General features: G+C 41.6%; 34 protein-coding genes. 31 read left to right on the top strand and 3 right to left on the bottom strand.

Annotated elements, in window-relative coordinates; all coding sequences use genetic code 11:
- Positions 1-226 precede the first annotated feature (226 nt).
- The 7 genes from ACKRAT_RS09240 to ACKRAT_RS09210 all read left to right on the top strand — a co-directional run bounded on the left by ACKRAT_RS09240 (position 227) and on the right by ACKRAT_RS09210 (position 8,697).
- The gene (locus tag ACKRAT_RS09240; protein WP_411842165.1) at positions 227-2,599 is read left to right on the top strand and encodes a hypothetical protein; all 2,373 of its coding nucleotides are present in this window, start codon (positions 227-229) and stop codon (positions 2,597-2,599) included.
- Positions 2,600-2,832: 233 nt separating this feature from the next.
- Complete coding sequence (locus ACKRAT_RS09235) at positions 2,833-3,330, top strand: hypothetical protein (RefSeq protein WP_411842164.1); 498 nt, start codon at positions 2,833-2,835, stop codon at positions 3,328-3,330.
- Between the two features lie 418 nt (positions 3,331-3,748).
- Positions 3,749-5,851, top strand: a complete 2,103-nt coding sequence (locus ACKRAT_RS09230) for a phage tail protein (protein ID WP_411842163.1) — start codon at positions 3,749-3,751, stop codon at positions 5,849-5,851.
- Entirely contained in the window at positions 5,851-6,042 is a 192-nt protein-coding gene (locus tag ACKRAT_RS09225; protein ID WP_411842162.1) for a hypothetical protein, read from the top strand. Before ACKRAT_RS09230 ends, ACKRAT_RS09225 begins: the two co-directional genes overlap by 1 nt.
- 94 nt (positions 6,043-6,136) lie before the next feature.
- A complete protein-coding gene (locus ACKRAT_RS09220) occupies positions 6,137-6,532 on the top strand; it encodes a DUF2951 family protein (RefSeq protein WP_411844436.1) in 396 nt (131 codons plus the stop codon).
- Positions 6,533-6,763: 231 nt separating this feature from the next.
- Positions 6,764-7,045 (top strand): holin, encoded by a 282-nt coding sequence (locus tag ACKRAT_RS09215; RefSeq protein ID WP_411842161.1) that lies wholly within the window; start codon positions 6,764-6,766, stop codon positions 7,043-7,045.
- Between the two features lie 53 nt (positions 7,046-7,098).
- Complete coding sequence (locus ACKRAT_RS09210; protein WP_411842160.1) at positions 7,099-8,697, top strand: glucosaminidase domain-containing protein; 1,599 nt, start codon at positions 7,099-7,101, stop codon at positions 8,695-8,697.
- A 284-nt stretch (positions 8,698-8,981) separates the two neighbouring features.
- Here the strand turns inward: ACKRAT_RS09210 and ACKRAT_RS09205 are convergent, their stop codons facing one another.
- The 3 genes from ACKRAT_RS09205 to ACKRAT_RS09195 form a co-directional block, all read right to left on the bottom strand.
- Positions 8,982-9,398, bottom strand: a complete 417-nt coding sequence (locus ACKRAT_RS09205) for a hypothetical protein (RefSeq protein WP_411842159.1) — start codon at positions 9,396-9,398, stop codon at positions 8,982-8,984.
- Positions 9,399-9,633: 235 nt separating this feature from the next.
- Entirely contained in the window at positions 9,634-10,659 is a 1,026-nt protein-coding gene (locus ACKRAT_RS09200; RefSeq protein WP_411842215.1) for a tyrosine-type recombinase/integrase, read from the bottom strand.
- Between the two features lie 13 nt (positions 10,660-10,672).
- Positions 10,673-11,302: a LexA family protein gene (locus tag ACKRAT_RS09195; RefSeq protein ID WP_411842214.1), complete on the bottom strand. Its 630-nt coding sequence runs from the start codon at positions 11,300-11,302 to the stop codon at positions 10,673-10,675.
- A gap of 271 nt (positions 11,303-11,573) precedes the next feature.
- Here ACKRAT_RS09195 and ACKRAT_RS09190 point away from each other — a divergent pair, with 271 nt between their 5' ends.
- From ACKRAT_RS09190 to ACKRAT_RS09075, 24 genes are all read left to right on the top strand, one after another.
- Complete coding sequence (locus ACKRAT_RS09190; RefSeq protein ID WP_411842213.1) at positions 11,574-11,807, top strand: DUF739 family protein; 234 nt, start codon at positions 11,574-11,576, stop codon at positions 11,805-11,807.
- A gap of 14 nt (positions 11,808-11,821) precedes the next feature.
- On the top strand, positions 11,822-12,559 hold the full coding sequence (locus ACKRAT_RS09185) for a phage antirepressor KilAC domain-containing protein (protein ID WP_411842212.1): 738 nt from the start codon (positions 11,822-11,824) through the stop codon (positions 12,557-12,559).
- A 5-nt stretch (positions 12,560-12,564) separates the two neighbouring features.
- Complete coding sequence (locus ACKRAT_RS09180) at positions 12,565-12,840, top strand: hypothetical protein (RefSeq protein ID WP_046790580.1); 276 nt, start codon at positions 12,565-12,567, stop codon at positions 12,838-12,840.
- Positions 12,841-12,842: 2 nt separating this feature from the next.
- Positions 12,843-13,025: a hypothetical protein gene (locus ACKRAT_RS09175; RefSeq protein WP_411842211.1), complete on the top strand. Its 183-nt coding sequence runs from the start codon at positions 12,843-12,845 to the stop codon at positions 13,023-13,025.
- Positions 13,022-13,225: a hypothetical protein gene (locus tag ACKRAT_RS09170; RefSeq protein WP_411842210.1), complete on the top strand. Its 204-nt coding sequence runs from the start codon at positions 13,022-13,024 to the stop codon at positions 13,223-13,225. Before ACKRAT_RS09175 ends, ACKRAT_RS09170 begins: the two co-directional genes overlap by 4 nt.
- Complete coding sequence (locus ACKRAT_RS09165; protein ID WP_411842209.1) at positions 13,222-13,464, top strand: hypothetical protein; 243 nt, start codon at positions 13,222-13,224, stop codon at positions 13,462-13,464. Before ACKRAT_RS09170 ends, ACKRAT_RS09165 begins: the two co-directional genes overlap by 4 nt.
- Positions 13,464-13,688, top strand: coding sequence for a hypothetical protein (locus ACKRAT_RS09160; protein ID WP_411842208.1), 225 nt, complete (start codon positions 13,464-13,466; stop codon positions 13,686-13,688). The genes ACKRAT_RS09165 and ACKRAT_RS09160 overlap by 1 nt, the downstream gene beginning before the upstream one ends.
- Entirely contained in the window at positions 13,689-13,871 is a 183-nt protein-coding gene (locus tag ACKRAT_RS09155; protein WP_411842207.1) for a hypothetical protein, read from the top strand.
- Entirely contained in the window at positions 13,855-14,067 is a 213-nt protein-coding gene (locus ACKRAT_RS09150) for a hypothetical protein (RefSeq protein ID WP_411842206.1), read from the top strand. The genes ACKRAT_RS09155 and ACKRAT_RS09150 overlap by 17 nt, the downstream gene beginning before the upstream one ends.
- A 5-nt stretch (positions 14,068-14,072) precedes the next feature.
- Positions 14,073-14,240, top strand: coding sequence for a hypothetical protein (locus tag ACKRAT_RS09145; RefSeq protein ID WP_411842205.1), 168 nt, complete (start codon positions 14,073-14,075; stop codon positions 14,238-14,240).
- Positions 14,241-14,314: 74 nt separating this feature from the next.
- On the top strand, positions 14,315-16,273 hold the full coding sequence (locus ACKRAT_RS09140) for an AAA family ATPase (protein WP_411842204.1): 1,959 nt from the start codon (positions 14,315-14,317) through the stop codon (positions 16,271-16,273).
- Positions 16,274-16,299: 26 nt separating this feature from the next.
- The gene (locus tag ACKRAT_RS09135; protein ID WP_411844438.1) at positions 16,300-16,503 is read left to right on the top strand and encodes a helix-turn-helix domain-containing protein; all 204 of its coding nucleotides are present in this window, start codon (positions 16,300-16,302) and stop codon (positions 16,501-16,503) included.
- A complete protein-coding gene (locus ACKRAT_RS09130) occupies positions 16,496-17,422 on the top strand; it encodes a recombinase RecT (RefSeq protein ID WP_411842203.1) in 927 nt (308 codons plus the stop codon). The genes ACKRAT_RS09135 and ACKRAT_RS09130 overlap by 8 nt, the downstream gene beginning before the upstream one ends.
- A gap of 11 nt (positions 17,423-17,433) precedes the next feature.
- Positions 17,434-18,138: an MBL fold metallo-hydrolase gene (locus ACKRAT_RS09125; RefSeq protein WP_411842202.1), complete on the top strand. Its 705-nt coding sequence runs from the start codon at positions 17,434-17,436 to the stop codon at positions 18,136-18,138.
- Positions 18,139-18,141: 3 nt separating this feature from the next.
- Positions 18,142-18,342, top strand: coding sequence for a hypothetical protein (locus ACKRAT_RS09120; protein ID WP_411842201.1), 201 nt, complete (start codon positions 18,142-18,144; stop codon positions 18,340-18,342).
- Entirely contained in the window at positions 18,343-18,675 is a 333-nt protein-coding gene (locus ACKRAT_RS09115) for a hypothetical protein (RefSeq protein ID WP_411842200.1), read from the top strand. It begins immediately after the preceding gene.
- Positions 18,676-18,894: a hypothetical protein gene (locus ACKRAT_RS09110; RefSeq protein WP_411842199.1), complete on the top strand. Its 219-nt coding sequence runs from the start codon at positions 18,676-18,678 to the stop codon at positions 18,892-18,894. It abuts the gene before it with no gap.
- Positions 18,882-19,349: a hypothetical protein gene (locus ACKRAT_RS09105; RefSeq protein ID WP_411842198.1), complete on the top strand. Its 468-nt coding sequence runs from the start codon at positions 18,882-18,884 to the stop codon at positions 19,347-19,349. The genes ACKRAT_RS09110 and ACKRAT_RS09105 overlap by 13 nt, the downstream gene beginning before the upstream one ends.
- Positions 19,346-19,558: a hypothetical protein gene (locus ACKRAT_RS09100; RefSeq protein ID WP_411842197.1), complete on the top strand. Its 213-nt coding sequence runs from the start codon at positions 19,346-19,348 to the stop codon at positions 19,556-19,558. Before ACKRAT_RS09105 ends, ACKRAT_RS09100 begins: the two co-directional genes overlap by 4 nt.
- Before the next feature lie 2 nt (positions 19,559-19,560).
- Positions 19,561-19,812, top strand: coding sequence for a hypothetical protein (locus ACKRAT_RS09095; protein ID WP_411842196.1), 252 nt, complete (start codon positions 19,561-19,563; stop codon positions 19,810-19,812).
- On the top strand, positions 19,809-20,015 hold the full coding sequence (locus tag ACKRAT_RS09090; RefSeq protein WP_411842195.1) for a hypothetical protein: 207 nt from the start codon (positions 19,809-19,811) through the stop codon (positions 20,013-20,015). Before ACKRAT_RS09095 ends, ACKRAT_RS09090 begins: the two co-directional genes overlap by 4 nt.
- Positions 20,005-20,334 carry a hypothetical protein gene (locus tag ACKRAT_RS09085; protein WP_411842194.1) on the top strand — a complete coding sequence of 110 codons (330 nt, stop codon included), beginning with the start codon at positions 20,005-20,007 and terminating at the stop codon, positions 20,332-20,334. The genes ACKRAT_RS09090 and ACKRAT_RS09085 overlap by 11 nt, the downstream gene beginning before the upstream one ends.
- Positions 20,331-20,540 carry a hypothetical protein gene (locus ACKRAT_RS09080; RefSeq protein WP_411842193.1) on the top strand — a complete coding sequence of 70 codons (210 nt, stop codon included), beginning with the start codon at positions 20,331-20,333 and terminating at the stop codon, positions 20,538-20,540. The genes ACKRAT_RS09085 and ACKRAT_RS09080 overlap by 4 nt, the downstream gene beginning before the upstream one ends.
- Entirely contained in the window at positions 20,521-20,766 is a 246-nt protein-coding gene (locus tag ACKRAT_RS09075) for a hypothetical protein (protein ID WP_411842192.1), read from the top strand. The genes ACKRAT_RS09080 and ACKRAT_RS09075 overlap by 20 nt, the downstream gene beginning before the upstream one ends.
- Positions 20,767-20,770: the final 4 nt, after the last annotated feature.

The following is a 20,770-nucleotide window of genomic DNA, read 5'->3' as shown; positions in this document are numbered from 1 at the left end:
TTTTCATTATGGAAGGAGTGGTAATGTGTTACCAGAATTACAAAATGCGCACGATCCATCTGCTAGGAATATATTAAATGCGGCAATTAAATCAGTGAACGTACAAGGCAAATCAATACAGGACATTGTGGCATATGGTCAGTTGACTCCGGCACAATATGCGGAATTAATAGAAGTTATCAACGGATTAATAAAAAAGGGACATGTATCAATTCATGATATAGACATGAATAAGGGGAAAATCACCCTGAAACATCTTGATTCAAATGTTAAAGAAGCGATGTCTGGAAATACTCCAATTCTTTCAGAAGTCGCAGACGGAGCAGTGACAAGATCTAAAATTTACGACGGAGCAGTCACACCTAATAAGACTAGTTTTATCGACTTGGGCAAGAATAAATTCGATAAAGAAAGCATAACAACAGGCGGTTTCATCAGAGAAACTGATGGAGATTGGAGAGTTCATGAATCGTTCGACACGTCTGATTTCATTCCCGTCAAAGCGGGTCAGACTTTTACGGTAAGCAGTGCGAGCTTCATTATTTACTATGATGCCAACAAAAATTTTGTCAGTGGCGTCAGCCAATCAGAAGGCGAATATACGGGAAGTGCAAATCAAGACGGTTATGTGAGATTTTCAATTGATGGACGGTATACGGATTATAATAATGTCCAATTTGAATTCGGTAGTTCTGTTACGGAATACGAACCACATCAATTTGTACTAAATCAGAATGTGGCTGTAGAAAATGCGAAAATAACAATGTTATCCCCAGGGAGTGTGAACGAGGAAACAATTCAAGACAGATCAGTTACGCCCGAAAAGACGGATTTCATTATTAAAAGTAAAAATATATTCAATCCTGAAGAAGTGCATTTCAACAAAGTGGCAACTAGTGTTGGCATGGATGATTACACGGGGTATCACGTTTCTCCTAAAATCTACATTAAAGAAGGAGAAACAGTGACAACCACAAGGATTAGAAATTTTTATTTCTTTGACACAAACGGTAATCATGTTACCAATCAAAAGGATACGCAAAATAAGTATACGTTCACAGCGCCTCAGGACGGATATATTCGGCTTACTATATTCGCTGAAGATTTATATTCCACACAAGTTGAATACGGCAGTACATCTACTGCTTTTGAACCCTACGCGATAAAATTGAGAGAAGACATTCAAGTAGGCCAACAATCTACACAATCCAGTAAATTTACCGTTTCAAAAGACGGAGGCCAATTTGATATAAAGACGACTTTAGATGACAAAGAATTATTGTTCCGCTCGCAACAATTCGGTAGTGCAAATGGCGGCTATAATTTTGAATCTACGACTTTCGATAATACGCTCATTCATAGTACAAATGATGATATCACGCCAGTCAGGACATTTAATACTGTGGGCGCGAATCACGGGTACACCTCAATTATTGATTTGCCAAACACAGATAAAGTAACCGCAGATTTAGGGTCTGTATGGACGGACGGCACGAATGAATTCGTATTATTAAGGATTGTTGATGGAAGATTATTATTATCGATGCCATACACAGAAGATAGTAATGGCGTAACCGTGTCTGATACTGCCCCAACAAGTGATTTAACGCACGTCAGAAATGCAACAAATACTCAAGCAATTCCCATCAGTGGCGCGCAAAATTCGCAACTATATCCATCCACCGGCCATGTTGTCAGTCAGTATAAAATTGGCGGCAGACTCATCACAGAAGACGGGGATCATAGCGGTGATGAAGTGGTGATCGTTGATGCTTATGATATTCTCGATTATAAATCAATTGTGGAATGGGCGAAAAATAATGTAGGCATAGATTATGCGCGTTACAGAAGCTCGATAGATGGTGTATTACGCATAAGTAATACTTACACATATTACGAAGCCGGTAAGTGCTTAACCACTCATTCAATTTACGCTCTTAAAACAGTTCTATTGAGACGGACTGGCGTGCTGCAATCTGTGGCATTGCGACATCCGACAAGCGCGGTTTATCGATATGTTCACAACGTCGATACTGTCAACGGAATCAATTTTAAGGCTCCGATTAATCTAACCAATTATGCCACGACATGCAATGTGGAGCGTGATAATCTGATTGATAGCACTAAGCCTGTGGATCGGTATGTCGATTACATTGGCAGCAGCTCTAATAAGATCATTGCTTTCACTATGGGACACGTCATCGACAAAACGAACAGTAAGCATTCAGACAGAATGGGTAATATCCCGAACGTATTCTGGGATTTCAGAAGCACAAAAAAATCTTATCCGACAGTGCTCGAAAATAAAGTATTGCAATCTGGAGATTATTATAATTTCCAAGGATACAGAGATTATTATATCCCTAAAAGTTCGACGGAAAACAGTAATATTTCAAGTGATAAATCTGCCGATTATATCTATATCGATGAGCAGTCCAGTAGCAGCTTTAAAGCGTTGAAAGATGAGTCGTTGATTGGTAAAGAATTAGAGTTGATTGACAGCCGAGGCTTTACTTTGTTAAGCGATGTAGTGGATTCTCAAGGTATTGCTTATAGAACAACAGGAGACAATGCTTACGGTGTAGTTAAAGCGAAGTAGAAAGCGAGGTGAATCACCATACTCACGATTAGAGACTACAACGACAACGAATATATTTGATGGTATCAAATATAAGAGGGGATCTATTAATCGCGTTGTACTTTTAGAAAATTAAATATACAATAATGAAAGCACTCACATATGGGCGGTAACCCTGTGAGTGCTTGGTATGATAGATGTTTAGTTACTCCTATTATACCACAACATAAAATCTATGGAAGTGGGGAATATTAATGGGAGATTTCGTAGGGACAGTCGGCTCTCCAGGGTCAAAAATACCGATTGAGTTATCAGGTAAAATAGTCATGAGGGCGACATACCCCTTGACAGAACATGAAGCCTTTTTATTTACGGCAGCCTTAAACGGAATTGTTATACAAATGAAAAAAGAGTGCTTTGAAATAAGTGATCTCAGACAGGTGTTTGTCTTATGTACAGAAGACGGAAAATTTACATTTGCAGATAAAGAGGGCATGGGATATTACCTGCCGCTTATTATATTGAATCTAGGAAATTGGAGAACAGGCAATTGGTCTGATGTGCATATTATAGCGACATTAGTAGAAGAATTTTGTCATCATTTTTGGTCCATAGATGACGAAGAGATAGTCAAGCACAAAGTATTAGAAATACTTAATAGAATATTAAATTTCGAAGTTACGTTTGATTCGTTATATGGTCCGAGATGGAAAGAAGCTTATCCTACAATATATGGTGATGATATAAAATAAGGCAATAATTAGGAGGTGATTATCATCATATTTATAAAATCGAAAAATCACTTCAATTTAAAACATGATTTTAAAGAGGTAGTATCATATAAGGACTTAACAACTGAAATGCAAGATAAAATACCTCCTAATATACAGCCCGGGAAAATCCGTAAAGGACCAATACAACCAGAAAAAGAAGAAACGAAATATGAAGTAATTAAAAATTAATTGACACCTCTCACCAGGTGTCTTTTTTATGCAGAAAACGAGGTGAACCATCATACTCACAGTAAAATCACTCGACGGCCACACCTATCCGGCAATCGCCAGCTTAAATAGAAACAGACGTGTCAATGGAGAGCGAGATATTTCGCTCTCTTTTTTATGGAATGACATCAACGCAGATTTCCTCGAAGACATTGAAACCGGATGGAAAGTGAACTTCCAGGGTGACTGGTATCACTTGTACAGTCCGAAAGAGGACAAGCACGGCGTAAAATCATTTGAAGCCGTTCTGGACTTCTTTCATTATTTCAATGGCATCTGGCATGTGGACGAAGCAGAGAACAAATCCATGATGATTGAGGGCAGTATTGCGCCACTGTTCATCAATAAGGATTATATTTTAAATATCATTGATAATTTCTACGCCAATACGATGAGTTATTCCAAGCAGCAGTCATCCACGGAGCGTTTCCTATACTTCATCGGACGGCACAACGCAGAGTTTAATATCCCGATTGGCACACAAACGGTGCAGGTCAGAAACAGAATTGGTATTAAGCGCGATGACATCATCATTCATGAAGATGACAACCTGATTGATTTGAGTATTGATACAGACACCGGCTCATTCTGCACAGCCATCAAAGGGTATTACGACTTCCAGGAGACCGGTGGAGAAGATAGCACAGAGAAAGAGCCGCAGAAGGTATATGACTACATCTCTCCAATGGCGAGTAAGTACGGCGTGTACTATGGCGAACCCATCTATGATGAACGTTACAGTGATTTAGAGGGCATTAAAGAAGCCTGTAAAATTAAACAGGAGTCTACATTCAAAATGTCCTTTACGCTTAAAGCTTCTCTATTCGACATCGCATTAAATGAAGGCGATGAAATCCGCCTGGTCTACCCATCGAAAGGCATCAATATGTATATCAGAGTTGTGGAAATATCAGAGGACTTTGACTCGGACGGCGACCTGATAGATGCGGAGTACACCTTTGGGAATGAAAACATCTCCGCGCAGTACAGGAAAATGCAGTACGACGCGATCATGGACATCAATGACATTCTACTGGGCAAGAAGCCGATTCCTTATTCAGTCCTTCCTGCCGCGATTAAACAGGCGACACAGGTGATTAATGATGGGGACAATACACAATTTTATTATCGCGCCAATGAAATATACGGTGTGAATCTGGATAACCCTCTGGGTGTGACACGATACAATGCCAACGGCTTAGGATTCAGTCAGGACGGCGGAGAGACGTACAGCAACGCCATCACGTACTTAGGCGTGGTCACTGAAGCATTGACCGCCGGCACGATAGATGCGAACAGGATTACGATATATGGCTCTGAAGGGTACAATCGGATCGAGATTAATGGCTCACGCATCAAGGTGTGGGATAGCAGAGAACCAGACGAATATACACTCATCAATAATGGACGCATTGAAGCAAGGGGTAAGCACCAGCGCACATGGCTTGGACAAACCAGCACGCATGACGTGTCATTGAGATTTGAGCATGGTTATATTCGAGCGAGAAATAACTCGCTCAACCGCTCCCTGTACTTCTCGGACTACGGCATATCGACATATGCAGATGCCGAAGGGAACAACGATGCCTCCGGTTCGCTATTGTTCCGAGATCCGGAGTTTTCCGGTGCAGAGGGTGGTGGCTTAACTGTCCACTCCACGTATGGCGCTGTGGCGATGAAATCTGAATACAGTAAGGCGGTCATTAATTCAGATGATACCGTCAATTTGGAAAGTCGTAGCTATTCCGTTTATGTCAGACCTTTCATGAATACGAGGAATGGTTTGAATGAATTCCAGTTCTATGTTAAGGAGAACGAATCATCTTCAGATACTGACGGTGCGTTGCTATATGGTAATATCAACGGTGGCGCGACACACGGCTCCGGTATTCGATTCAGTAAAGCTTCCAGTGATTCCATCGTCTATGCGACGAATATTAACGGAGATTTTGGTACAGGTAAATTCCATGCAAGTGAATTCATAAATGCGTCTCTCGAAGAATACAAAGAAAATATTCAAGAGTGGAATGGCGATGCCTTATCCTCATTAGTGGAAACGCAACTATATGAATACAATCTCAAAGATGATGCCAACAAAAAAATAAAACGTGGCATGGTCATTGGCAGAGAGTATGATACACCGATTGGTTTAACCAGCGGTGGCGGTATCAGCATTTATGAGTTGACTACATGGCACACCAGATCGATTCAGCAGTTGAACGAAAGAGATAATGATTTTGAAGCGCGCATTAAGAAACTGGAGGCGAAATAATGGAACAGGATTTCGGAAGAAAAATGGCATTTGTGAATGGCGAGTGGTCGCAGGCACTGTCTCGATCTTACGATAAAATCGGAGGGCTGATTATGGAACTTGAAGCCAAAGATGTAGAGATTGGAAAACTGCATGAAGAAAACAAAAATTTGCAGAGTGAAGTGAATCGACTGAAGGACAGTAGCCAGTAGGCGCTGTTCTTTTTATTTTGAAAGGCGGGTGTTTATATTGGAATAATATTTTCGCCCCTCATATCGATTGGAAAGGGGGAATCCAGTGTTGCCAATGAGTCTGGAAGGACACGACCGAAGATTATCGAGACTGGAAGAACGGGATAAAAAATATGACGATAAATTTGAAACGCTGAACAAAAAGATAGACGAGAATGAGAAAAAGGCGCAAGAGGATTACAAGCGTTTATTTTCTTCCATGGAAGAGATAAAAAACGGAATGCACTCGCAGGAACTCATTAATCAAAAAATGAACTTTACCCTGGACTCTATCAACAAGGAACGGGCAGCAGATATAGAAGCCAAAAGAGAACGGGAAGAAAAGGACGAAAAGATTAAAGATGAGCAGCGCAAAAACACCCGTAAAGTGGTGTGGTCATTCTTCGGACTGGCCGGCACAATCATTACATCTTTGATTATATCAGCGCTTAGATTATGGATTGGCATATAAAGGGGGGTGGAAAACCATGATGGAATATATTCCTGAAGTTGCTATACTTGGCGCGAATCTGTGGGGCTGTTTCTGGTTTGGGATTTGTAAGTAATCTGTGAGAGGGGGTTATCCCCTCCACATTTGTTAGGAGGATTCCATGGATGACAAATTCGACATAGCGATACTCATAGTTATGACGCTTGTCATGACATTTCTCATAAACGTATTTATATAAAGGAGGGCGAGTAAATGGAAACAATTATTATATTCGCAGGTGTCATATCAGTATTGACAGTGGCACTTGTACAATTGATTAAAAAGACAACGACTGTACCCGATAAGCTGATGCCGTTGGTATCACTGTTCGTTGGTCTACTGGTCGGTGCAATTGCTCTAGTAGTGCCGGAGATAACAGCTGACTTGTCAGTGGGTGGTCATCTTCTGGCAGGAGGCATATCAGGACTGTCAGCTTCAGGGTTGTATGATATAGCGACAAAAACGAATAGAGGATTTAAAGATACAGAGAAGTAACTGTTCGGTAATTCCGAATGGTTTCTTTTTTATTATGAGAAAGAGGTGACAAAGTGAGCTTCTTATCAAAGATTAAGCCACATGCCATAGCCGCATACAGTAAATCCGGCGTACTGCCATCCGTCCTAGCGGCTCAAGCCATACTTGAAACGGGGTGGGGCGAATCGGAACTAGCGGTAAAGGCCAATAACTTATTCGGGATCAAAGGTTCGTACAACGGTCAATCCTATACTGTGAGAACGCCTGAACAAGATAAGAATGGGAACCAATTCTTCATTGATGCAGCATTCAGGAAGTATCCATCTTTCACTGAATCATTCAAGGATCGTGCTGCCTTCTTCACATCGACACCGTGGCGCACAAAAGTATACGCCGGTGTGACAGCATCGAAAGATTATAAATCTCAAGTTAAGGCACTGGATGCGTCGCCATACGCTACTGATAAAAAATACGGCAAGAAATTACTCGATATCATCGAAGAAAACCGACTGTATGAATGGGATAACGAAATTAATCAAAGGAGTGTTAATGTGGGAAAAGTAATTGCGTTAGACATTGGACATGGTAAAAACACGTTTCCACCAGGTAAAGGCGTATACAAAGGCGGCAAAGGCTATTCAGAATTTAGCTTCAACAACAAACTAGCGAAACGTGTAAAAGGATTATTGGAACACAACGGTTTTGATGTCATCATGGCACAACCCTTTGACGGTAATGATGTATCTCTGATCCGTCGGACGAATTACTATGATAGCAAACGTCCTGACTTAGGTATTTCTCTACATGCGAATGCCGGAGCGGCGAAAGCTGGCGGGCGTTGTGCTTTTTACTGGTACACAAGCAAGCAAGGAAAACAGTTTGCGTCAAATATCATCAACAACATGATAGACATGGGCTATGGCATTCACGGCAACGGTCTGCATGCTTCAAAGTACAACTCATGGACTAACCTCCACATGATAAGAGAATCAACCACATTCCCGATGGTACTGGTCGAACATGGATTCATGACGAACGCTTTGGACTTCCCTTTAATATTCGGTAAGTATCAGGACGAGTACATCGAAGATATGGCAGAGTGCGACGTTAAAGCGGTATGTCAGTATTTCGGTGTAGCATTCAAGAATACGAAATCTGCACCAAGTGCGCCACCTAAACCATCATTAAACAAACCATCTGTCAGCGGTTCGACGTATACGGCTAAAAAAGGTGATACGCTATGGGCGATTTCGCAAGCTGCTGATGTGTCCGTACCTGACTTGAAGTCTTGGAACAATTTGAAATCGAATACTATTAGTATTGGACAGAAACTTAGGGTTAAAAAGCCTGCGGATAAAACAAAAAAAGACGCTCCATCCACAGATACTTCAGAACTCGACTGGCAAACCAATGAACACAATACTCAATGGGCACCAACTGAAGGTGTTTGGGTTAATGGAAGCGAGCCTATTAAGAAACGCAAAGGCAGCCCGAAATTAGACGCGCCTTCTACCGGATGGATGAAGCCCGGTCAGAGACTTGATTATCGTGAGATTGCACGTTCTGACAATCACATCTGGTTGCTCGATAAGTATTCTCCGCAATGGACTCCGGTTAAGCGATGGAATCCTGTTACAGGTGAAGTTGGGGATGATTGGGGCGATTGGAAGTAACCTAAGCCACTAACGCGAAACACCATATGTAATACTTTGCACCTCTCCAGGACTTACACACCTGGGGAGAAATACATAAAAAACACTGGTATTATTTTCATTAATTATATATAATCATCTTAGGTTGTCGAGACTCAACCTGTCTTATATGTACACCTGGCCGGACATCCACCGGTTGGGTGTTTTTTATGCTATAATAGAGATACTATATTGTGCTAGTCAGACAGCCTGGAAACCTGCTGACAAAGAAACCACCCTACATTGATTTGTAAGGTGGTCTTTTTTTATTTCTTTTTATCAAAGAATGCTTTCTTGATAATCCATATTGGAATCATAATCGGGAAGGCGAATACCCACAACGTAATTAGACAGCCTTGTTTCATCATGTCGCTTCCGGCGTTCTGCATGGAGTCTCCTGTGGCCTGCATATTATTCCCGGCACTTTCCATCTTGTCCCCCATCTTGGTAAACATACTGTTCTCCACATATTCCTGCTGAATCTTATCGAAATGTTCCGGATCGTCCAGGTACATTTTCTGATTGTGCAGGAAGCCTTGTTTCTTCTCCAGTTTCTTTTCCAGTTTATCGCGTTTGCTTTCTTTCAAACCATCATCTGCAAGCAGCGTGTTAATTTCTTCGATTTCCCCATTCAACGTGTCGATCGCTTTTTGTACCTCTTCTCTTCTTTCCTGTTCAGTCATATTCATGTCCCCCTAAAAATTGTTAAGTCTATTCTAACTTATTGTGCCACTCTTGTGCCATTTTACTTGATAGGTTACGAGAGATAACGGCAAACACTCAATCATGAAACCCTATTAAATCAACGTTTCAAACCAATACGGTAAGTTACGGTAGCTATCATCAATCCCTCACTGTCCGTTATAACCCCTTGAGACCATGCGGTTTTGAGGGGTTTTGTGCCATTTATGTGCCATTTTAATTTGCTTCCAGATATTCAACGATCTTTTTATCATCTTCCAATTCCCTCTCTTCCAACAGATGGGCGTACACCCGCTGGGTAATCTCCATGCTTGAATGCCCCAACCGCTTACTCATTGTTGATAGTAAAATACCCTCGTCCAGCATGATAGAGCAGAATGTGTGCCTTAATCCGTGTAATGTAATCCATTTATCCTCCGGGATATCTATGTGCTTCTGTGCGGTCCGCAGTGCTTTCAGACAGGCGTTGTGTGAAATGGTGAAGGGTGCACCGCTTATTCTGGTCGGGTGCCGGTCCAGTCTCTTTTTGATGTATGCAATATCTTTTCTGCTGACAGGCACGATGCGATCTGCGGTATCTGTCTTAGTGCCGGGCAGATGGATCTTATTATCCATTTGGATATCCTCATACTTCATGTTTGCCACTTCGCTGAAACGCGCCCCAGTCACCATCAATATATAGATGACCAGGTAAGACATTTCACTTCTCGTTTTTACATATGCTTTTAGATTCTCGAAATTCGTTCGACTTAGATACTTGGATTCTTCCGTTGCAGAAGGCTTCTTCCCTTTGACTACAGCCCCCTTTGCCGGGTTGCGGGCAATGATGCCCTCGTCATGTGCATGGTTGAAGGCCGCCTTCAGAAAATTGTTCAGCTTCCGTGTGGATTCCTGCGTTCTATTTTCAGCATACTTATTTAATAACCGCTGGTAGTCATTCTTGCGGACATCCTTTAATAATTTATCTTCTCCAAATTCCTCGATGAAAATATTCAAAGCGTTTAAATACCACTTATACGAACTCTTGCTGATATGTGGCTTCTTGTGAATGTCTACCCATTCCAGATAAAACTCTTTGAATTTAATGGCGTGGTCCAGCTGCAGACCCTGCTCATGATCATTAATGTATTTACGTGCCGCAGCTGTTGCCTCTCGCTTTGTGTTGAATCCACTCTTACGCTTACGCTTGTCGTTGATGTGGAGATCGTAGGCCCATTTGTCCTCTCTTTTGTAAATTCTCATGATAGTAGCCTCCTTAAAATTTCCTGTGCATACCGATCACTTTTCCAATGATGCATACTTCATCTTGATTATTATAAATCTGCGGATCGTGTTCCGGGTTGTCTGATTGTGGCATTAAGACGATGGAATCATTTACATATTTAATCTGCTTCAGAGTGGCATTATAACCATTTACCATGACCACGCCCATTTCGCCATTCTCTACAATGGAATCCTTCTCGATAATCACAATGTCATTTTCTTTAAATTCTTTATTCATGCTGTCGCCGGAAACAATTAAACCAAACACCTCTTTACCGGGTCTTACTTCATCGGCCGGCAGATATATGTAGTCTACAATATTTTGCTCGCTGTAGATCGGCATACCCGCAGAGACTTTGGAAAGTACAGGAATAGTGGAAACTTGGATGGTAGTTGGCGCCGTTATATCTTTTTTCGCTACGTTGTAACCCATTAGCCACTCACTTCTTACGCCTAGCACTTTAGCGAGGTCATATACTTTATCCTGCTTCGCTTCATATCTCCCTTTTAAGTAATCAGTGATTGATCCTCTACTGATCCCAGAGCGTTTAGATACTTCCGCTTGTGATAACCCACTCTCCTTTATCGCCTGTTTCAATCTTTCTTGAAAAATATTTTCCATAATTTTTTTGCCCCTCTCTTATATAGGTAAGAATACCACATGTACGGAAAAATGAACAGTATCTGTTCGGAAAACTTTTAAAAAGATGTTGCAATAATTGTACAGTTAATGTAGCATAGGGTTTGTAAGGAAATCCGAACAAAAAGTTAGTCGCTGATATGATGGATAATAAGCGAGAGCGAGCGATGATATGAGCCGCGCCTTAATACATGAATGGTCATTGCCACGCGTTGTCCATGATATGAGCGACTAACAGAAAAGAGGTGAGAAAATGGCTGAACAATTTGATTACGATGCGTTGCTTAAACGTATGGAGGAATACCGCTACTCGCAAAGCAGGTTGGCGAGAGATATGCCAATCAGCAGAACGTCAATGAGTGCAAAAATGCATAACAAAAATGCATTCACTCAATGGGAAATTAGACGTATTTGTCAGTTGTTAGAAATCCCAGATGAAGAAGTAGGGAAATATTTTTTTAACAAAGTTGTACGGAAATCCGTATAAAGGAGGCGAAGTGAATGGAACAGTTACAAGTTGAAAACAAACAAACTTTAATACCAGTGACTGAAAACGAAGAAGGTCAGCTTTTCATTAGTGCTAGAGAACTTCATGAATTCCTCGAATCGTCAGAAAGATTTTCAAAATGGTTTATCCGCATGATCAGTTACGGCTTTGTTGAAAATGAAGATTTTACAAGTGGTCAAAAAAGTACGGTTGTAAATAATGGTGCTTTAAGGAAACTGGAAGACTTTAATTTAACAGTTGACATGGCCAAGGAAATATCAATGATCCAACGGAATGAAAAAGGCAAGCAGGCCAGACAATATTTTCTGCAGATAGAAAAGGCTTGGAACAGCCCGGACATGATTATGAAAAGAGCGCTTCAAATTGCAGATAAGAAAGTTATGAAACTAGAAGAAAAGATTCAACTCGATAAACCGAAGGTGCTTTTTGCAGATGCAGTGGATTCCAGTACATCATCTATTTTGATTGGTGAACTCGCAAAGTTGATTTCTCAAAACGGATATGACATTGGACAAAATAGACTGTTTGAATGGTTGAGGAAAAATGGTTTTCTGATCCGTAAGAAAGGCGAGTCATTCAATCTACCCACTCAACGCAGCATGGATATGGGGTTGATGGACATAAAGAAAAGGACAATCAACAATGCTGACGGTTCCATTAGAACGACAAGAACAACAAAGGTTACCGGTAAAGGTCAGCAATACTTCATCAATAAGTTTCTAGGAGAGTGATCTAAATGCTCATAGACGAACAGGCATTCAAGCAACTCATTCATGAAGCGGTCAAAGAGGCATTGCCACAACAAGCGCAGCGTGAGTATCAGGAGTACGCAACGATCAACGAATTCCTCGAAATCAGTGGCATGAAAGAGACGTGGTTCCGGGATAACGTCCTGTCACACCCAGACTTCAAAGAGTGTGTGTTCCGACCCGGCAACAAGTATTACATCCACGTCAGTAAAGGCCTGGCAAAACTGGAACACATATTAAGGGATCTGGAAAGAGGTGCATGACAATGGGAGAAAACCAAATCTGCATTATCTTCGGTACGGTACTCGGCATTGTACTCACACTCACGGCGCTCGGCATATTGCCCGGAAAAATATTAGTCATCGGCTTCCTGGTGACACTGTTTATCTTGGTCCCGACCGGCATGATTGTATCAGCGAAATATGAAAATTGGAGGACGAACAAATGAAGAAAACATTCATCGAAGTATCAAATGAAAAGTTCGAAAGAGTATGCGAGAGCGCACTGAAGTTGAAGGACATCTACGGCACAGATTACGGCACATCTTATGAAACATTCGATCAATCGAAAGGGTACGGTCACATGATCTTTAAGAACAAGCAGGAAGCCATGGCGTATCTGAAAAATAAAGGAGTGGCAGTGGAATGAAGAAATTAATCATCGGAACAGCGGTCATTGTTGCAACTGGACTCATCGCAAAGAAGTTGAATAAGAAACGGCCTGGCATTCGTATATCCGAACATGGAATTTCTGGATTGAAATGGGAGCGAGGACCAGGTGGTTTATCAACGCTACTCAACACTAAAGACATTGCAGATGCAATCGAACGACAAAAACACCTAGAGAGGATAAACAGAAAAATCGCATTAGGAAGGATAGATTTCTAATGAATAAGAAGGAACTAATAACTCAACTGGAACACATCATCGAAACGCTGAAAGAAGAGGATGTAATCATCAACCGGGTGTCATTCGATCACTCGCCATTTTATGAAGTTATAAAAGGTCACGACGGAGATGGACGAACGGGTACTTACGTCACTTTTAAAGGCGGCGAAGACTTCGATATTCACATCGATCTGGAACACCGCATCGAGAAAGAGGTGGAGTAAATGTCAGTCGAATATATCAAAGTACCTTACAGCCTATTCAAATCAATGGTGCTGGAAGCGAAAGAGAAGGACGTTCAAATATTTGAAACAGAAAGTGACCTGCGCGTTATTAATGAACGCCTGGAACACAGCGAGGAAGCTTATGAGAAGTTGAAGGAGGAATTGGATGCTCAAAGAAATTGAAGCGGTCAACGCTGACACTGGCACGAAGGAACATTTTGAACTGCACAAGGTCAATCAGGACAAACGCGGAAAGATTAAGTCAGTCGAATTATTCCAGAACGGCGAACTCGTCACTTACTTTAAAACCGGTACGATGCTTTTCTATTCAAGCACCAAAGCAGTGAGCATACCAGCGTATGAACTTGAAGGGAGGTGATGACGATGATAGAAGAAATTCTCAAGCAGAAAGCTGAAGTGGATAAGTTGGATGAGGAGTATTTGGAATCTCTTGAGGGATTCGATGGTTTTGAACAAACGGAGGGAATGATGGAGGTGTATGACGCAGATAGAAAATATATTCAAATGCTAGAGATAGAACTCGGCATATAAAAACGCCACTGCTACCAACAGCGGCGAATAAGCAAATAATATTATACCGGAATTATAACATGGAGGGCTAATAAATGAAATTACGATTACAAGCACTCGACATCGTCGACTTCGCAGGCATCAAACATCAGACATTCGAGTTTGAAGGCAAAGATGCCAAGATCTACGGCGACAATGCCACAGGTAAGACTACAACAGCGCTCGCGCTTTACTGGTTACTGTTCGACAAAGGTCTGGAATGGCAGAAAGTCGACATCGTACCGAAAGATGAAACCAACCAGCACATCCATGAAAAGGTGCCAAGAGTGTCCGCCATTTTCGACATGGACGGCACTGAACTCAAACTCCAGAGAGAATCCCATCCCAATTATGAAAAGGTCGAAGGCTCCACCAAGAAGCACTACAAAAACTCCAGGACCACAAAACAGTACATCGACGATGTGCCGTTCCCAATTACGAAATACAAAGCAGAAATCAATAAGATCATCGATGAAGAAGTATTCAAACTCGTCACCAACCCGGATGCCTTTCCGCAACTCCATTGGGAGGACAAGCGCAAGATGCTATTTGAAATCACTGGCGACATTACAGATGAACAGGTGATTGAATCCAGTAAAGAGTTAAAGCCGCTGCTCGAAGTTATTAATAACCGCACGATAGAGGACCATAAGAAGGTCATCAGCGAGAAGTTAAAGAAGGCAAAAGAGGACCTGGAACATATTCCCGTTAAGATCAATACGCTCAATGAGCAGCTGCCGGAATCATCTGCAGACGTTGATATCAATAAAGTCAATAAACAGATCGAAACCCTCCAGGAAGAGATTACGGACCTGGAAGACAAGCGCAGCCAAGCCAGGAACGGTGGGGCAGTCACAGATATTAAACGGTTGATCTCTGATAAACAATTTGAAATGGACAACATCAAGCGCAGCGTTGAAGGTGACACACTAGATAAAAAGAACGGTCTGCAGCGTAACCTGTCTTCACTCGAAAGTGACATCGATATTTTCAAATCACAGTATAAGCGAGTGGATAACGAGATTGAGAATCTGAAAAAGTCTCGAGAAAATGCTTTAAACGAATATCACGAAATCAAAAAAGAACGCGATGCCGTTGAAATTGAAAAGTTCAATGCGGATGTTACGGATACTTGTCCATCTTGTGGTCAGCCTTTACAGGACCACAAGGTCGAAGAAGCCAGGCAGCATGCAGAAGTAGCATTTAATCAAAAGAAGTCCCGCCGATTGGAACAACTGGATCAGGACCTGCAGAGACAGGTTAAAGCCGGCAGGGATATCGTCGCATCCATCGAAGCGAATAAAGCCAAATTGAATGATATTGATAACAGTCTGACGAATACGAAGCAGGAAATCAGCAAGGTATCAAAGCAGCTTGAAAAGGTCTCCGGAGCCGTTGTGAGCGCCGAAGACACCGACGAGTATGAAGCCTTACAGAAAGAGATTGAAGAGCTAGAAAGCAAGCTGACGAATGAACAGGCGAGTGTTTCCGAATCAGTCCAGACAATCGAATCAGACATCGAGAAAGCGAGAGCTGACCTGGATGCACAAAGAGAGCTTCTGGCAAATCATAAATCAACCGAACGTATCAAAACATCCATCCAGGAATACCACCAGGAAGAGGATAACCTGTTAGATCTGATCGAAGAATTGAAACATCAGAAATATATCATCGACGAATTCACGAAAACCAAAGTCAATCTGATTACCGAAAATGTCAATGGCATGTTCGACCTGGCACGATTCAAATTGTTCCATCAGCAAGTGAACGGTGACATTAAAGAGACGTGCGAGATCATGGTTGACGGTGTGACGTATGACGGTGGACTGAATAACGCTGCTCGTATTAATACCGGAATCGACATTATAAATACACTCTCGAATCATTTTGAGGTAGAGTGCCCGATGTTTATTGACAACGCCGAAGCAGTCACGCAACTAAAAGAAACAGACTCACAACAGATTGAGTTGATCGTTTCAGAGCGGGACAAAGATTTGAGGATGGAGTTGGTTTAACGGTGGACATCAATCAGACCGTCGCAATGAATATCAGAGCGATCCGCAGGCATCGAAAACTCACACAAAAAGAATTGTCAGAAAGGGTTGGAATATCCCGTGGGTATCTGGGCGACTTAGAAAAGAATCGTAAACACTCAATGTCATTAAGAACATTATCAGGCATAGCACAAAAGTTAGATGTACCAATCGAAGAATTAATAAAACAAAGGAGAATGAATAATGACTAAAAATGAAGTGCTCGTAAAAAACCAAAAGATGGGCGATAACGTCCTTGCCAGAGTGAAAGAACTTGAAGGGCAAGGCAACCTTAACTTCCCTGCCAACTATGCTCCAGAGAACGCAATGAAGTCGGCAATGCTTATCCTGCAGGACCTCAAAGGCTCTAAGAAAGACGGTTACAAGCCGGCATTAGAGTTTGTCAATCCAAACAGTGTCGCTAATGCGCTGATGGACATGGTGGTCCAGGGATTGAATCCACAAAAGAGCCAGGGGTACTTCATTGTCTACGGAGACAGGGTGCAGTTCCAACGCTCTTACCTCGGCACAATGTCAGTCACTAAACGTGTCACAGGCGCTAAGGAAATCAACTCGGAAGTAATATTCGAGGGCGATGACGTTGAGTACGAAACAATCAACGGTAAAATCACAAACCTCAAACACAAAACAAAATTCGGTAACAGAGATACAAAAAATATCATCGGCGCATATGCAACCATCGTCTTCGAAGATGAGAGCAAAAACTATACAGAGATCATGACTACAGATGAAATTGAAACGGCGTGGAAACAGTCGCAGATGGTGTATAACGGCGAGCTTAAAGCAGATGGCACACACAGGAAGTACCCGCAGGAGATGTCTAAGAAGACAGTCATCAACCGTGCATGTAAGAAGCTGCTTAATAGCAGTGATGACTCCAGTCTCTTGAAACAGCAGGTGTACAACAGTGACGAACGTCAGAGAAAAGAAATATTCGATGTTGAGGTTTCTGAAAATATGGCAACAGAAAATCTCGACTTTCCGGAAGAAACTGTGGATGCAGAGTTCAAAGAGGCTGACCAGGGACCGGAACCGATGCAGAAGCCAGTCGATTATGACGAAGAAACAGGAGAAGTTAAAGAAGACGATAAAGATGATAATCCATTTTAGGAGGAGTTGTCGTGCAAATTAAAACCATAGGCAGTGGATCATCAGGAAACGGATATTTCGTTTCCGATGGTTACACTCAAATACTCCTGGAAGCTGGAATTAAATTTGACAAGGTGCAAAAAGCATTAGATTTCAAAACTCGAAAAGTGTCAGCTTGCTTTATAACCCATAACCATTTAGACCACGCTAAATATACCGAAGATTATTTAAAGCACGGACTTGCATGCTACACAACGGCTGGGACGAGCCAGGCGCTCGGATTACAACACCATAGGCTTAAAATGATTGAGTATAAAAAAGTGGTGCGTGTTGGATCGTTGAGGATACTTCCTTTTGACACACAGCACGATGTCGCAGAGCCGTGTGGTTACCTCATACAAAGCGACAACGGCAGCAAGCTACTGTTTGCCACAGATACGTACCTGATTAAATACCGCTTTCCTGGTCTCACTCACATGCTCCTGGAGGTCAATCACGACTACGACTACATGATGGAACGTGTCGAGAGCGGCGCACTGCACAAGGCGCTTGCCAATCGGATCATGAAATCGCACCTCAATTTAGAGAATGCAATCAAATATCTGCAGGCAAGTGATTTATCGCAGCTGAAAGAAATCCATCTGATACACATATCTAAAGACAACGGATTGAAAAATAGATTCAAAGACGAAATACAAAAAGTGACTGGGGTGCCGGTCAAGATAGCGGGTGATTAAATTATGAAAAAGAGCAATCAGGAGTATGCGCTTTATAAAGGCGAGGATATTATCTGCATCGGTACAACGGCAGAGATTTCAGACTTCCAAGGCGTTCAAGAGAAAACAATCAAATTTTATCTCACACCGACCTATAAAAAGCGCATTGAGAAACGAAAGAAACCGAGGAACTATTTAGTTCTGGAAAGATTGGAGGATGATTAAATGATTAAAAAACCATCACATTCAAGGTGTGTGAGAGCACAAATGTTGGATGGATTTAGAGTTAAAGCGGGGTTTGTTTATGTGATTGATGGTATTTACATTGCTCTAATACCGCAGAGTCCTGATGGTGTCTTTGGTTTCGGTGTTACCGAAATGAGGACAGGCAGAAAGTTGATAAGTGATATAAAAGCACCGAATGCCGTTGACTTTGGAAAAAAAGATTCACACGTTTTGATGGATTCAATAATTGAGGATATCGTCGCTCCAAAGATACGTTGGATTGGTGCTGAAGCAGTAAATAAACAAATAGATAAATTTAAAGGTGTGAGTTAAATGTCTTTATTCACCGGCCTCTTACATCGCAAGCACCTTAATAAAGATGGTGAGAAGTTCGCAACGATGATACCAGGCACGGAAACAGTCAGTATTACACAGCACATGTATCACATGGTAATGAATCAGAAGCGTATGACGATGACTTACCCAGAGTATGAGCAATGGTTGAAAGACAATAATTATGAAGAGGTGGAGTCGAAACAATGGAAAAAATAATTGAAAAACTGAAAGACGAAGCACGTAGAAGTTGGAGGGGTCCAAAAGGTGAGGACAGGGCTAAGGACTTAGAGAAATACCTGAGGATCAAATTGGAAGAGTATTCTTCCGCTTTAGATACTTCTCAGGAGGAGATTTTAGAAAGGTGGGAAGAACTCAGAAGTTATTCCGCTATTAATTATTATCAGGAAGCTAATCAACCAAAACTAGATTCAGATAAAGTCAAAGTATTTGAAACAAAGACAGACATATTAATGTGGGCAGCAGGAAAAAAATTCAGTTGTCCAAAATGTTCAGGACATTCAAATAATCCAATAAAATGCGATAGACCAAATTGCGATTGGAAAGCTCATGGCTTATTCAAAACTTTAGGAGAAGGAATTTATGTATTCAGTAAAGCAGAAATGGCTGGTCAAGATATATTCGCACCGGTAGAAAGTGTGAGTGCTAAATGAAAACCACACCAAACCTAATTGACGGCGAACTGATGATTGTAGAACGTCACATGAGACTCTATGGATTGACTACGCGCATGTACTCGAAACAATCCTATGAGCGCAGTTTCATCCATGCAATGGGCAAGACGGTAGCACGAAATTATAAAACTAAATATGTGACAACATCTGAAACCAATGAACACTACATTTTGAGAGTGAGGAATTGAATATGCAGACACTGGAAGAAAAGGATGCACGGATAGAAGCGCAGGCGGAGAAGATTAAAGAACTGAAAGACGAGAATCAGCTGTTGATGGATGAAAAGCATGATTTAACGATGTGCCTGAACGATGTCTCGAAAGAACTTGATACACAAAAGACTATCAATCAACAGCAGCGGCTCAAACTGCACCAAGTGCATGCGAATTATACACGCAGTGATGCGAATTGGGATAGCCGGCCGAGAGAGGTGTCGGAATGAGTAGAACTGTAATAACAAGACTTGAAATTATGTTGCCAGAATCATTAGAACTTTATTTAAAAGGAACGAATGGCGTTAAATCAATTTATGATGACGGCGACGGTTTTTCAATAATATTCGAAGATGATACAGTGCGATTTTTCAATAATGCCGTCCCTTTAAAAGTTGATTGGGAGATGGGGAGTGAGCAGGATGGAGTATGAAAAAGAAATAGCACGTCTAAAAAAAGAACGAAATAAATCTGCTGAAAAATACAAGGAAGCGGAAGATGAATGTTATATAACTGATTCAGAGATTTGGTTGAACGACATCGAAAATTTGGATTATCAAATATATATTCATGAGCAAGCTGCCAAAGCAGATGCGAATGAAGCTAAGGCGCAGGCGTTTGATGAAATAGCACAAATTTACGATGAAAACACTGGATTGGGAGAACAGGATGAAGATTCAACTAACTTTGAAACGCTTGTAGGAGAAGTGGGCTCCGTTATTAATAGTGTAGAAAGCGGTGGTTCTGAATGAAATATGGATATATCGTGAGAATTGGACATTGTTTTTTCAGGCACGGAAACACGGATGCTCATATAACCAAAGAATTATCAAGAGCCGTGTTCTTCACTAAAAAGAAGGAAGCAATTGAGACGGCTAATAGGTATGGCGGTAGAGCATTGGAAATTCAACTGACTGGTATTGAAGGGAGTGATTCAGATGGCTCGCACCAATCGTAAATGGGAATACACAGATGAACACCTGGCCATTGCTGCAGAGAACGGAATCAGTAAGAGAGTGTTCAGGCAAAGACTATATCAAGGGATGTCGGTCGAAGATGCGATGACACGGCCGATAGGCAAACAGGGGCCAAAGCAGATAGCGGACAGGGTGGAAGTGGTTACCGTAGTCAAACCAACACCTTGGTACTTGTATCAATATTACGGAATGTTTGGGAAGTGGTGAATAA

The organism is Salinicoccus sp. HZC-1 (genome assembly GCF_046736035.1).
GTDB lineage: Bacteria > Bacillota > Bacilli > Staphylococcales > Salinicoccaceae > Salinicoccus.
Note: the sequence above shows the minus strand (reverse complement) of the source record. Positions and strands in the feature narration are given on the sequence as shown.